Raw genomic sequence first — 12609 nt, 5'->3', positions numbered from 1 at the left:
TGCTTGTCAAGGCGGGAAAGATGCCTTGACAAGCACCCCCGAACCGCAGGGAAGGCTTCGTATCGGGGTGCAGGGCGGGGGCTGGCTGCCTGGATGGGGTGGGTGCGTCGGCTGCGGTTCGGTGGGTGGGCTAGCGCCCCAATGTGGCATTGGGTGCATCCCGCGCACCCAATGTGGCGTTCGGTGCGTCTGACGCACCCAATGCCGCATTGGGGCAGGATCCGGCGGGTGCTTGCGGGCGGGCTGTGAAGGGCTCCTTGAGGGAATCCAAGTCCGGGAAGGGGCCCCTCGCGACCGGGTTGGGGGCTGTGAGGGGAACCCTGAGGGAATCAGATTCCCTCAAGGAGTCCTTCACGGACGGGGGTCGCGAGTAAAACAATCAGGCGCGCTTGATTTTTCTGTCGCCAGGGGCCACGCTGGGTCCGCACGAGGTGGTGCGGCGGACGCAGGGAGGCGCAGGAATGGCTGATCTCGCGGGGATCCTCCGGGATCTCGCGGCCGAATCGCAGGCGGTCGACGACCTGGTCGCCGGGTTGCCCGCGGACGGGTGGGCGACCCCGACGCCCGCGCCCGGGTGGAGCATCGCGCATCAGATCGCGCATCTGGCGTGGACCGACGGGAAGTCGCTGATCTCCGCGAGCCGGCCGGAGGATTGGCAGTCCGAGGTCGAAAACCTGTTGAGCGTCGGGGAAACCTACGTCGACGCGGGTGCCGAAGAAGGCGCGCAGCTTCCCCCGGACGAACTGCTGGCGCAGTGGCGCGCGGGGCGGGCCGCGCTCGCCGAGGCGCTCGCGGCGGTGCCGGACGGGCAGAAACTTCCGTGGTACGGCCCGCCGATGAGCGCGGCGTCGATGGCGACCGCGCGGATGATGGAGACCTGGGCGCACGGCCAGGACATCGCCGACGCGCTCGGCGTCACGCGCGAGCTCACCGAACGGCTGTGGCACATCGCCCGGTTCGGCACGCGCACGCGCGATTTCGCCTACAAACTCCATTCTCTCGCGCCGCCGGCCGAGGAATTCCGCGTCGAGTTGACCGCGCCGGACGGCAGTACGTGGGCGTTCGGGCCGGAAGACGCGGAGCAGCGGCTGACCGGAAGCGCATTCGATTTCTGTCTGGTCGCGACGCAACGACGGCATCCGGCGGACACTGATCTCGTCGCGACAGGCGCGGACGTCGAGGAATGGCTGGGCATCGCGCAGGCGTTCGCCGGGCCGCCTGGGGCGGGGCGCGAGCCGGGGCAGTTCGCGTGAGCGCGCCGTTGCGCGTCGGGAACGCGTCCGGCTTTTACGGCGACCGGTTCTCCGCCGTGCGGGAAATGCTGACCGGCGGCCCGCTCGACGTCCTGACCGGCGACTATCTCGCCGAGCTGACCATGCTCATCCTCGGCCGCGACCGGATGAAGGACCCGGCCCGCGGCTACGCCAAGACGTTCCTCCGGCAGATGGAGGAAAATCTCGGACTGGCTAAGGACAAGGGCGTCCGGATCGTCGCGAACGCGGGCGGCCTCAACCCGGCCGGGCTCGCGGATGCGGTGCGCGAACTGGCCGCGAAGCTCGGTGTCGAGGTGAAGGTCGCGCACGTCGAGGGCGACGACCTGATCGCGCGCGCGGACGAGTTCGGCTTCGAGGAACCGTTGACTGCCAACGCTTATCTCGGCGCGTGGGGAATCGCGGAATGCCTCAAAGCCGGTGCGGACGTGGTCGTGACCGGTCGGGTCACGGACGCGTCGGTGATCGTCGGACCGGCGGCGGCGCACTTCGGCTGGGCTCGCGACGATTACGACGCGCTCGCCGGAGCGGTCGCGGCGGGGCACGTCATCGAATGCGGCGCGCAGGCGACTGGCGGCAACTACTCGTTCTTCCGCGAGCAGCCGATCGGCGTGCCGGGATTCCCGATCGCGGAGATCCACGCGGACGGTTCCAGCGTGATCACGAAACATCCGGGCACCGATGGGGTGGTGAACACCGGAACCGTCACGGCGCAGCTGTTGTACGAGATCACCGGTGCGCGGTATGCGAATCCTGATGTGACGGCACGGTTTGACGCGATCTCGCTGGCTGACGACGGGCCGGACCGGGTGCGGATCAGCGGGGTCCGCGGGGAAGCGCCGCCGCCGACGTTGAAGGTGTGCCTCAACCGGCTCGGCGGCTTCCGGAACGAGACGACGTTCGTCCTTACTGGACTGGACATCGAGGAGAAAGCCGCGCTGGTGCGGGAACAGCTGGAAGGCGCGCTGGCGAAGCGTCCTCCCGCGGACGTCCGGTGGACGCTCGCCCGCACGGACCACGCGGACGCCGACACCGAGGAACGCGCCAGCGCACTACTGCACGTCGCGGTGAAGGACAACGATCCGAAGATCGCCGGACGTGCGTTCAGCGGGGCGGCGATTGAGCTTGCGCTGGCGAGCTATCCGGGGTTCCACGTGACCGCACCGCCTTCGGACGCGGCTCCGTTCGGGGTCTACTCGGCGGCCTTTGTGGACGCTGCCGCGGTTCCGCACGTGGCGGTGTTGCCGGACGGGTCCAAGGTGGACATCGAACCTGCGGTCGAGACGATTGAACTGTCCGAAGTGGATGAACCGGCGTTGCCGGAACCGTTGCAGGCGGACAAGGTGCGGCGGGTGCCGCTCGGTCTTGTCGCAGGCGCGCGCAGCGGCGACAAGGGCGGTAACGCGAACCTCGGTGTGTGGGTGCGGTCCGAGGAAGCCTGGCGCTGGCTCGTGCACCGGCTGACTGTCGGGGAATTCCGGCGGCTGCTGCCGGAAACCGAAGGGCTGCCGGTCACCCGGCATCTGCTGCCGAACCTGTGGGCGATGAATTTCGTGGTCGAGGGCATCCTCGGCGACGGCGTCGCTTCGCAGGCCAGATTCGATCCCCAGGCGAAGGCGCTCGGCGAATGGCTGCGGGCGCGCGAACTCGACGTCCCGGAGGCGCTGCTGTGACCGTGGATCCGTTCCGCACGCCGGAACGCACCGAACTGCGCGCGACGGTGCGCCGGTTCGTGGAGAAGGACGTGCTGCCGCACCTGGACGACTGGGAGCGGGCCGGGGAACTGCCGCGCGAGCTGCATCGCAAGGCGGGGCAGCTGGGCCTGCTCGGGGTCGCGTTCCCCGAAGCCGCGGGCGGCGGCGACGGCAATTACCTCGACGCGCTCGTGGTCGCCGAGGAAATGCACTACGCGGGCGGGTCCGGCGGGCTGTTCGCGTCGCTGTTCACCTGCGGGATCGCGGTGCCGCACATCGTCGAGGCCGGCGACCCGGTGCAGATCGAACGCTGGGTGCGGCCGACTCTCGAAGGCGAGAAGATCGGCTCGCTGGCGGTCACCGAACCGGACGGCGGCTCCGACGTCGCCGGGATCCGCACCACCGCGGTGCGCGAGGGCGACGAGTATGTGGTCAACGGGGCCAAGACGTTCATCACCTCCGGGTGCCGCGCGGACTTCGTGACCACAGTGGTCCGAACCGGCGAAGCTGGCGCGCATGGCCTTTCGCTCATCGTGGTCGAGCGTGGGACGCCGGGGTTCACGGTGTCGCGCAAGCTGGAGAAAATGGGTTGGGCGGCTTCCGACACCGCAGAGCTGTCTTATGTGGACGTTCGCGTTCCGGCGGAGAACTTGGTCGGCGCGGAGAACAGCGGGTTCGCTCAGGTGGCGACGCAGTTCGTCACCGAGCGGCTTTCGCTCGCGGTGCAAGCGTATGCGCACGCGCAGCGGGCACTGGATCTGACGCTGGACTGGTGCCGGATGCGCGAGACGTTCGGGCGTCCGCTGATCTCGCGGCAGCTGGTGCAGCACAAGCTCACCGAGATGGCCTGCAAGATCGACGTCGCCCGCACGTACGCCCGGCAGGTCGCGATCCGGCACGTGTCCGGCGAAGAAGTGATCGCCGAGGCGTGCTTCGCGAAGAACACCGCGGTGCAGACCGCTGAATGGGTCGTGAACGAGGCCGTGCAGCTGCACGGCGGGCTCGGCTACATGCGCGAGGCTGAAGTGGAGCGGCACTACCGCGACGTCCGCATCCTCGGCATCGGCGGCGGCACCACCGAAATCCTGACCGGACTGGCCGCGAAGCGATTGGGATACACCGCATGACCACTATCAGGTCCACAGTGGACACCCGGGCCGACGAGTTCGCCGCGAACCGCGAGGCGATGCTGGAAAAGCTCGCGGAGATCGACGCCGAACAGGCCAAAGCCGTGGCCGGCGGCGGCGAAAAGTACGTCGAACGCCATCGCAAGCGCGGGAAACTGCTGGCGCGCGAGCGGATCGAACTGCTGCTGGACGAGGATTCGCCGTTCCTGGAGCTGTCGCCGCTGGCCGCGTGGGGCTCGGACTACAAGGTCGGCGCGAGCGTGATCACCGGGATCGGCGTCGTCGAGGGCGTCGAATGCCTGATCTCGGCCAGCGATCCGACGGTCAAGGGCGGCGCGAGCAATCCGTGGACTACGAAGAAGTCCTTCCGGGCGGCGGACATCGCGGCGCAGAACCGGCTTCCGGTGATCAACCTGGTCGAGTCCGGCGGTGCGGATTTGCCGACGCAGAAAGAAATCTTCATCCCTGGCGGCCGGGTCTTCCGTGATCTGACGAGGTCTTCGGCGGCGAAGGTGCCGACGGTCGCGCTGGTGTTCGGCAACTCGACCGCGGGCGGTGCTTATCTGCCCGGCATGTCCGACTACGTCGTGATGGTGAAGGAACGCGCGAAGGTGTTCCTCGGCGGGCCGCCGCTGGTCAAGATGGCGACCGGCGAGGAATCCGACGACGAATCCCTCGGCGGCGCGGAAATGCACGCGCGCACCTCCGGGCTCGCGGACTACCTCGCGGTGGACGAGGAGGACGCGATCCGGCTCGGCCGCAACATCATCAAGCGGCTCAACTGGACCAAACAGGGCCCGGCGCCCAAACCGGACTACACCGAGCCGCTGTTCGACGCCGAAGACCTGCTGGGCATCGTGCCGACGGACCTGAAGGTCCCGTTCGACCCGCGCGAGGTGATCGCGCGCGTCGTGGACGGCTCGGACTTCGACGAGTTCAAACCGCTGTACGGGCCGAGCCTGGTCACCGGATGGGCGAGCATCCACGGTTATCCGGTCGGGATACTGGCCAACGCCCAAGGCGTGCTGTTCGGCGAGGAATCGCAGAAGGCCGCGCAGTTCATCCAGCTGGCCAACCAGATCGACACGCCCCTGGTGTTCCTGCACAACACGACCGGCTACATGGTCGGCAAGGAATACGAGCAGAGCGGCATCATCAAGCACGGCGCGCTGATGATCAACGCGGTGTCGAACTCGAAGGTGCCGCATCTGTCCGTCCTCATGGGAGCGTCCTACGGGGCCGGGCACTACGGGATGTGCGGCCGCGCCTACGATCCGCGGTTCCTGTTCGCCTGGCCGAGCGCGAAGTCCGCGGTGATGGGACCGGCGCAGCTGGCCGGCGTGCTGTCCATTGTGGCCCGCGCGGCGGCGGCGAGCCGGGGCCAGGAGTACAGCGAGGAAAACGACGCCGCGATGCGCGCCATGGTGGAGAACCAGATCGAGGCGGAATCGATGCCGATGTTCCTCTCCGGCATGCTTTACGACGACGGCATCATCGACCCGCGCGACACCCGCACGGTGCTCGGGATGAGCCTGTCGGCGATCCACAACGGACCAGTGAAGGGCGTCGAAGGCGGCTTCGGCGTCTTCCGGATGTGAGGGCCATGATCCAGAATCTGCTGGTCGCCAACCGGGGCGAAATCGCCCGCCGGGTGTTCCGCAGCTGCCGGGACGCCGGGATCGGCACGGTCGCGGTGTTCTCCGACGCGGACGCCGACGCGCCGCACGCGCGGGAAGCCGACGTCGCGGTCCGGCTGCCGGGCAACGCGCCGGGCGAGACGTACCTGCGCGGCGAGCTGATCGTCAAAGCCGCGGCGGACGCCGGGGCCGACGCGATCCATCCCGGGTACGGCTTCCTTTCCGAAAACGCCGGTTTCGCCCGCGCGGTGCTCGACGCCGGGCTGACCTGGATCGGCCCGCCTCCGGCGGCGATCGAGACCATGGGCTCCAAAGTGGAGTCGAAACGGCTGATGGCCGCCGCCGGGGTTCCGGTGCTGTCCGAACTGGACCCGTCGTCGGTGACCGAGGCCGACCTTCCGTTGCTGGTCAAGGCTTCCGCTGGCGGCGGCGGTCGCGGCATGCGCGTGGTCCGCTCGCTGGACGAGCTGTCTGAAGCCGTGGAGAGTGCGCGTGCCGAAGCGGGATCGGCCTTCGGCGACCCGACGGTGTTCTGCGAGCGGTACCTCGAAACCGGACGGCACATCGAGGTCCAGGTGCTCGCCGACTCGCACGGCACGGTGTGGGCGGTGGGGGAGCGGGAGTGCTCCATTCAGCGCCGGCACCAGAAGGTGGTCGAAGAAGCGCCGTCGCCCTTTGTGGACGATGCCATGCGGGCCGAACTGTTCGACGCCGCGCGCAAGGCCGCGCAGGCGATCGACTACGTCGGCGCCGGAACCGTCGAATTCCTGGCCGGTCCGGACGGCCGGTTCTACTTCCTGGAGATGAACACGCGGCTGCAGGTCGAGCACCCGGTGACGGAGAACGTCACCGGCCTGGATCTGGTGGCGTTGCAGCTTTCGGTGGCCGAAGGCGCGAAGCTGCCCGCCGAACCGCCTGTCGCCAACGGACATTCGATCGAAGTCCGCTTGTACGCGGAAGACCCGTCGGCTGGATGGCAGCCGCAGAGCGGGACGCTCCACACCTTCGAAGTGTCCGGAGTGGACCGCGAATTCACCCACGGTGCCGGACTGCGGCTCGACTCCGGTGTGGAGTCCGGCTCAGTGATCGGCGTCCATTACGACCCGATGCTGGCGAAGGTCATCACGTGGGCGTCCACGCGGGCGGAAGCCGCGCGTCGGCTCGCGGGTGCCTTGGCCGGCGCGAAGATCCATGGCGTCGTGACCAACCGCGACCTGCTGGTCCGGATTCTGCGGCACGAAGCTTTCCTCGCCGGGGAAACGGATACCGCCTTCTTCGACCGGCACGGACTGGACAATTTGGCCGCTTCACTGGCTACTGTGGACACCGAACGCTGGTCGGCTCTGGCTGCCGCACTGGCCGACGCGGCCGGGAACCGGGCGTCCACCACGACGCTGGGACGGCTGCCCAGCGGCTGGCGCAACGTCCGCTCCGCCGGTCAGCGGAAGGTGTTTGCCAGGGGAGACAACCGGTACGAGGTCGTCTACTCGCTGACCCGCGACGGGTTGCGGGCAGAGGGCTATGACGACGTGGCTCTGGTCTCCGCTGAACCGAACAAGGTGGTCCTGGACATCGCGGGCGTGCGCCGCACCTTCGCGGTCGCCCGGCACGGCTCGGTGTCCTATGTGGATTCTCCGCTGGGTTCGGTGCCGCTGACCGTCGAGCCGCGGTTCGCGGACCCCGACGCGGCACTGGCCGCGGGGTCGCTGCTCGCACCGATGCCGGGCACGGTCGTGCGGCTCGCAGTGTCCGCGGGGGACAGTGTCCAGGCGGGCGATCCGTTGCTGTGGCTGGAAGCGATGAAGATGGAACACCGGATCTCGGCCCCGGCGGACGGCGTGGTCGCCGAACTGCCGGTCGAGGTCGGGCAACAGGTCGAGGTAGGCGCGGTGCTGGCTGTGGTGGGAGAAGCGGAATGAACGCGATGAACTTCGTCGAGCCCGAAGAGCGGGTGGCGCTGCGGAAGGCCGCGGCCGACCTGGCGGGCAAGTACGGGTACGGCTATTACTCGAAGAAGGCCCGCGCGGGCGAAAAGACCGACGAGCTGTGGGACGAAGCCGGACGGCTCGGCTACCTGGGCGTGAACCTGCCGGAGGAGTACGGCGGCGGGGGAGCCGGGATCGCGGATCTCGCCGCGGTGCTGGAGGAATTCGCGGCCGCGGGCTCGCCGCTGCTGCTGATGGTGGTGTCGCCGGCGATCGTCGGGACGGTGCTGTCGCGTTTCGGCACGCCGGACCAGAAAAAGCAGTGGCTGCCGGGAATCGCCGACGGCAGCAAGAAAATCGTCTTCGCGATCACCGAACCGGACGCCGGATCCAACTCGCACAAGATCACGACGACCGCCCGCCGGGACGGCGGCGACTGGGTGCTGTCCGGCCGCAAGGTGTACATCTCGGGTGTCGACGAGGCCGACGCGGTGCTCGTCGTCGGGCGCACCGAGGACGCGAAGACCGGCCGCTTGAAGCCCGCGCTGTTCGTCGTGCCGACGGACGCGCCCGGGTTCGAGTTCACGAAGATCGACATGGACATCGTCGCGCCGGAAAACCAGTTCTCGCTGTTCCTGGACGACGTGCGGCTGCCCGCCGAAGCGCTGGTGGGCGAGGAGGACGCGGCGATCGCGCAGCTGTTCGCCGGTCTCAACCCGGAACGGATCATGGGCGCGTCGTTCTCGCTGGGCACCGCGAGGTACGCGCTGGACAAGGCGGTCGGCTACGCGAACGAGCGGCAGGTGTGGGGCGCGCCGATCGGGTCGCACCAGGGGCTCGCGCATCCGCTCGCGCAGGTGAAAATCGAGCTTGAGCTGGCGAAGCTGATGACGCAGAAGGCAGCGTCGCTGTATGACGCCGGTGACGATTTCGCCTCCGGTGAGTCCGCGAACATGGCGAAATACGCGGCGGCGGAGGTCGCGATCCGCGCGGTCGACCAGGCGGTGCAGACGCACGGCGGGAACGGCCTGGCGACCGAGTACGGTCTCGGGAGCCTGGTGACGGCCGTGCGGCTGGGCCGGATCGCGCCGGTGAGCCGGGAAATGGTGCTGAATTTCGTGGGGCAGCACAGCCTTGGGCTGCCGAAGTCGTACTGAGCAATGGTGGAGTCATGAGGTGCGTCCGGCCTGGGCCGATGTCCGTGAGGGGAACCCTGAGGGAGTCAGATTCCCTCAGGGTTCCCCTCACGGACTTTCGCGGAAGCGGACCGGCTGGGCTAGGTGACGCCTGATGCTCCGCGAACCGCAGCAAGAACGCAGCCGCACCACGCGGCGGCGGTTGATCGAGGCCGCGATGGACTGCATCGGGGGGCGCGGGTGGCACGGGGTCACCGTCGCGGTCATCGCGGAGCGGGCCGGGGTTTCCCGTGGCGCCGCGCAGCACCACTTCCCGACCAGGGAATCGCTGGTCGCCGCGGCTGTCGAACTGCTCGGCGAAGCCCAGCTCGACGAACTGCGCACGCGAGCGGCCGGGTCGCCGGGCGGGGCGTCGCGGATCGAGTGGGTCGTCGAGATGCTGCTGACCCTCTACACCGGGCCGATGTTCCGCGCGGCCCTGCAACTGTGGGCCGTCGCGTCGACGGACGACCAGTTGCGCGACGTGCTCGTGCCGCTGGAGGCGCGCGTCGGCCGGGAGGCGCACCGGGTCGCGGTCGAACTGCTCGGCGTCGACGAAGCCCGGCCGGGCGTGCGCGAACTGGTCCAGGCCACTCTCGACCTCGGGCGCGGCCTCGGCCTCGCCAACCTGCTCACCGACGACACCCGCCGCCGCGAGCAGATCGTGCGCGAGTGGGCTCGGACGCTCGAGTCTCGCCTGGCGGGAACCGAACAGGTCTAGGCCTCGTCACATTCCCGAATTGCTACAGTGTGGCTGTTAACACATTCAGCCCAACGGGCGATAACGTTGAGTAAGTAGCTCACGAGGAAGAAGGCGATCCCGGTGTCCGGTTCAGAAGGGGTGACCGTCGAGCTGACCCATCGCGCGATGGCGATGCTCAAGGCAGTCGCGCAGCAGCGCGCGGAGATGTCCACGAGCTGCGAGCCTGACCTGTTCGTCGACGGTTTCGCTTGCTGCGACCAGATGACCGCGCACGCGCTCGCCAGGGGCGGCTACGTCCGCCCGGGAACCGGCGTGGCCGCCGCGGGCCGGGTTCCGGCCGAGCTGACCGAGGCTGGCGCGGCCGCGCTGTCGGTCACCGCCGCTGCCTGATCTTCACTCGTTTGGCCGCGTCCGCGCACAGTGTGTGACGGACGGCAGAACGGGGACCTCCCGGGCGGGAAGGTCCCCGTCGCCGCGCTCCGCCAGGCCGGACGACCGCGATTCGGGCGGAGACGATGGTTCAGTCCATCGGAGCCTGGCCCGGCTGACGCGCGAGGCGGCCGGACCGCTGCCAGGCCCGGCCCGGGTCAGCCGTTGTACCCGGCGACGACCTTTGTGAACGCGTAGTTCTCCTGGTCGATCCCGCTGCAGCCGTTGCAGTCGCGGTTCGTCGCCCAGAACGTGACGCGGCCCAGATGATGCTCGGCGGCCCAGTCGCGGATCGCGGTGAAGTCCGCGACGGACACGACCTCCCCGGCCCGGTCGGTCTTGCCGTTCATCGACGACAGCCCGGCGCGGCGGTAGGCGGTGGCCTCGTCCCAGCCGAACGTCGACTTCAGTTCCCCGACCAGGCCGTCCACCGCGGATTTCGTCATCGCGACCATGTCGCCGCCGTCGGAGAAGTCGAACGGCATCAGCGACCAGACGTCGACGTCCGCGCCCAGCGCCTTGGCCTGCGCGATCAGCCGCTTGCCCCAGTCGTTCGGGCCCTGCGGCGTGGTGCCCATGGTGATCACGACGCGCAGGTTCGGGTTCTTCTCCTTGGTGATTTTGACCGCGGAGAGGATCCGGTCCTGCACGGCCGCGTTCTCGAACTCGTCGGTGTTCTCGATGTCGAGGTCGATCGCCTTGAGGTCGTAGGCGTCGATCACCTGCTGGTAGGCGCCGGCCAGTTCCTCCGGCGACCCGCAGTTCGGGCCCAGTTTGTTGCCCTGCCAGCCGCCGAACGACGGGATCACGTCGCCGCCCGCCGCGCGGATCTTCTGGATCATCGCGGCGTCGGCGCCGTCGAGCGGGCGGTTGCCGTCCCAGGCCGGGGCGCAGCCGCCGCCGGAAAGCATGAAGGCGAGGGTGAACGCGCTGACGCCGGTCGCGTCCATCGCGGCGGACGGATCGCTCTGGCCGCCCCACTGGTACAGATACGGCGCGGCGACGACGGGATCCCCGGCGGCCGAGGCGGTGCCGGTCGTCGTGGACAAAGCAGCGCCCGCGACGAGCGCCAGCACGCCGATCCGTCCGGCGAGCTTTCGGCGGGAAGTGGTGCGGCGCAAGGATTTCATGGGTCCTCCAACGGGGGAAACGCGCGCCGGGAGGCACGCGGCATCGGAGCACCTGGCGAAGCCGGACGTGGCGGCGGCGCCCCGCAGGCACTCGTGGGGAGTGTGTGCGCAGTCACAATGGACTAGACCATTGAGAAGTGTCAAGACATGGGCGGGGGTGGGAAAAAACCTCACCGACGGTGCCGAGGTCGCCGCGAGGTTCGGGGGTTCCGGTGATCGGGACGGGGAGAGATCGGGCAGCTGCGCGGGGACGACGGGGCACTTGGCGCGCGGGCGAAGCCGCCCAGCAAGCGCCCCCGCGACGCTGTGTCACGCTGGGGTAGCGAGCCTCTCCCTGGTCGTCGGCGCCCTCGGAGGGAGATCCTTCGAGCGAACGGGAGCGTCATGACCGAACCGGTCCGGATCAGCGGGGCCGACGTCGCCCCGGAGCAGCAGGCTGTCCGTTACGAGCTGGCGATCCTGTCGTTTCAGCTGCTCGACGGGCCGAAAGCGGCCGAGGGGGTGCTGCCGTGGGTCGAGGGGCACGGCGAATTGCTCGGCTGCTGGCAGACGGAGAACGGCCCGCTCGGCAGGCTGGTCGTGCTGCGCGGGTTCGAGGACCAGCAAGCCCTGGACGAGGAGCGGCTGCGGGCCCGGCACAGCCGCAAACCGTTCGGCGGCGACTATCTGACCGATTTGTCGCTGCAGAGTTTCGCGCCTTTTCCGTTCGTCCCGCCGGTTCGGCCGGGAAAATACGGTTCGGTGTACGAAATCCGCGACTACCGCCTCCGGCCGGGCGGGCTGCCCGCGACGATCGACGGCTGGCGCGAAGCGTTGCCCGCGCGGCATCTGGTCGACCCGCTGACGGTGGTGATGTACGCGCTCGACGGCCCGGACCGGATCGTCCAGATCTGGCCGTTCGCGAGCCTGGACGAACGACTCGCGATCCGGCGCGATCTGTACGCGAAGGGGATGTGGCCGCCGCCGGGCGCGCCGGAGGAGATCTTGGGCGCGGACTCGATCATCGCGTTGCCGACGGAATTTTCGCCGCTGGCTTGAGTCAGGGGGTGGTCGGTTCGCCGATGTCTTCGAACCAGAGTGCGGGTTGTTGTTCGATGAATTCGGTCATGAGGTCGACGCAGGCCGGGTCGTCGAGGAGGTCGATGCGGACGCCGTGGTCGGCGAGCCAGTCGTGGCCGCCGGTGAAGGTGCGGGATTCGCCGATCACCACGTGCGGGATGCCGAATTGCCGGACCAGCCCGCTGCAATACCAGCACGGCGACAGGGTGGTGACCATGATCGTGTCGCGGTAGTGCGGACGGCGGCCGGCGGCGCGGAAGGCGGCGGTTTCGGCGTGCAGGGAAGGGTCGCCGTCCTGGACGCGGCGGTTGTGGCCGCGGCCGAGCAGCTTTCCGTCCCGGTCGAACAGGGCGGCGCCGATCGGCACGCCGCCCTCGGCTTTTCCGGCTTCCGCCTCTTCGCGGGCGACAGCGAGCAGGTCGTCGAGCATGAGCCACTGTGGCACGGCGCGGCAATTCC

Annotated in this window: 11 protein-coding genes; 9 read left to right on the top strand and 2 right to left on the bottom strand. The window is 69.0% G+C overall.

All coding sequences use genetic code 11. The features are described 5' to 3' along the window. Positions 1–461: 461 nt before the first annotated feature. The 8 genes from ACWGIC_RS32785 (at position 462) to ACWGIC_RS32750 (ending at position 9922) form a co-directional block, all read left to right on the top strand. Positions 462–1253, top strand: coding sequence for a TIGR03084 family metal-binding protein (locus tag ACWGIC_RS32785; RefSeq protein WP_452079775.1), 792 nt, complete (start codon positions 462–464; stop codon positions 1251–1253). Continuing rightward, positions 1250–2944, top strand: coding sequence for an acyclic terpene utilization AtuA family protein (locus ACWGIC_RS32780; RefSeq protein WP_452079774.1), 1695 nt, complete (start codon positions 1250–1252; stop codon positions 2942–2944). The genes ACWGIC_RS32785 and ACWGIC_RS32780 overlap by 4 nt, the downstream gene beginning before the upstream one ends. After that, positions 2899–4092: an acyl-CoA dehydrogenase family protein gene (locus ACWGIC_RS32775; protein ID WP_452079773.1), complete on the top strand. Its 1194-nt coding sequence runs from the start codon at positions 2899–2901 to the stop codon at positions 4090–4092. The genes ACWGIC_RS32780 and ACWGIC_RS32775 overlap by 46 nt, the downstream gene beginning before the upstream one ends. Then, positions 4089–5690 carry an acyl-CoA carboxylase subunit beta gene (locus ACWGIC_RS32770; RefSeq protein WP_452079772.1) on the top strand — a complete coding sequence of 534 codons (1602 nt, stop codon included), beginning with the start codon at positions 4089–4091 and terminating at the stop codon, positions 5688–5690. The genes ACWGIC_RS32775 and ACWGIC_RS32770 overlap by 4 nt, the downstream gene beginning before the upstream one ends. A gap of 5 nt (positions 5691–5695) precedes the next feature. Beyond that, positions 5696–7648, top strand: a complete 1953-nt coding sequence (locus ACWGIC_RS32765) for an acetyl/propionyl/methylcrotonyl-CoA carboxylase subunit alpha (RefSeq protein WP_452079771.1) — start codon at positions 5696–5698, stop codon at positions 7646–7648. Next, entirely contained in the window at positions 7645–8811 is a 1167-nt protein-coding gene (locus ACWGIC_RS32760; protein WP_452079770.1) for an acyl-CoA dehydrogenase family protein, read from the top strand. Before ACWGIC_RS32765 ends, ACWGIC_RS32760 begins: the two co-directional genes overlap by 4 nt. A 133-nt stretch (positions 8812–8944) precedes the next feature. Next, positions 8945–9550 (top strand): TetR/AcrR family transcriptional regulator, encoded by a 606-nt coding sequence (locus ACWGIC_RS32755; RefSeq protein ID WP_452079769.1) that lies wholly within the window; start codon positions 8945–8947, stop codon positions 9548–9550. A gap of 102 nt (positions 9551–9652) precedes the next feature. Further along, a complete protein-coding gene (locus ACWGIC_RS32750) occupies positions 9653–9922 on the top strand; it encodes a hypothetical protein (protein WP_452079768.1) in 270 nt (89 codons plus the stop codon). A 197-nt stretch (positions 9923–10119) separates the two neighbouring features. On the opposite strand, the gene ACWGIC_RS32745 is transcribed toward ACWGIC_RS32750, so the two are convergent. Then, positions 10120–11091 (bottom strand): chitinase, encoded by a 972-nt coding sequence (locus tag ACWGIC_RS32745; RefSeq protein ID WP_452079767.1) that lies wholly within the window; start codon positions 11089–11091, stop codon positions 10120–10122. A 384-nt stretch (positions 11092–11475) separates the two neighbouring features. Between ACWGIC_RS32745 and ACWGIC_RS32740 the strand changes: the two genes are divergently transcribed. Continuing rightward, entirely contained in the window at positions 11476–12129 is a 654-nt protein-coding gene (locus ACWGIC_RS32740; protein ID WP_452079766.1) for an NIPSNAP family protein, read from the top strand. A gap of 1 nt (position 12130) precedes the next feature. Here the strand turns inward: ACWGIC_RS32740 and ACWGIC_RS32735 are convergent, their stop codons facing one another. After that, complete coding sequence (locus ACWGIC_RS32735) at positions 12131–12580, bottom strand: nucleoside deaminase (RefSeq protein ID WP_452079777.1); 450 nt, start codon at positions 12578–12580, stop codon at positions 12131–12133. Positions 12581–12609 lie beyond the last annotated feature (29 nt).

The sequence above is a fragment of the Amycolatopsis sp. NPDC054798 genome, from assembly GCF_053611505.1.
This window is presented reverse-complemented; position numbering and strand designations above follow the sequence as displayed.

Bases quoted from the DNA above. Each gene is read 5' to 3' on its own strand.
- ACWGIC_RS32755 (WP_452079769.1), top strand. From the start codon at position 8,945: ATGCTCCGCGAACCGCAGCAAGAACGCAGCCGCACCACGCGGCGGCGG.
- ACWGIC_RS32770 (WP_452079772.1), top strand. From the start codon at position 4,089: ATGACCACTATCAGGTCCACAGTGGACACCCGGGCCGACGAGTTCGCC.
- ACWGIC_RS32785 (WP_452079775.1), top strand. From the start codon at position 462: ATGGCTGATCTCGCGGGGATCCTCCGGGATCTCGCGGCCGAATCGCAG.
- ACWGIC_RS32760 (WP_452079770.1), top strand. From the start codon at position 7,645: ATGAACGCGATGAACTTCGTCGAGCCCGAAGAGCGGGTGGCGCTGCGG.
- ACWGIC_RS32735 (WP_452079777.1), bottom strand. From the start codon at position 12,580: ATGCTCGACGACCTGCTCGCTGTCGCCCGCGAAGAGGCGGAAGCCGGA.
- ACWGIC_RS32775 (WP_452079773.1), top strand. From the start codon at position 2,899: ATGGCTGCGGGCGCGCGAACTCGACGTCCCGGAGGCGCTGCTGTGACC.
- ACWGIC_RS32765 (WP_452079771.1), top strand. From the start codon at position 5,696: ATGATCCAGAATCTGCTGGTCGCCAACCGGGGCGAAATCGCCCGCCGG.
- ACWGIC_RS32745 (WP_452079767.1), bottom strand. From the start codon at position 11,091: ATGAAATCCTTGCGCCGCACCACTTCCCGCCGAAAGCTCGCCGGACGG.
- ACWGIC_RS32740 (WP_452079766.1), top strand. From the start codon at position 11,476: ATGACCGAACCGGTCCGGATCAGCGGGGCCGACGTCGCCCCGGAGCAG.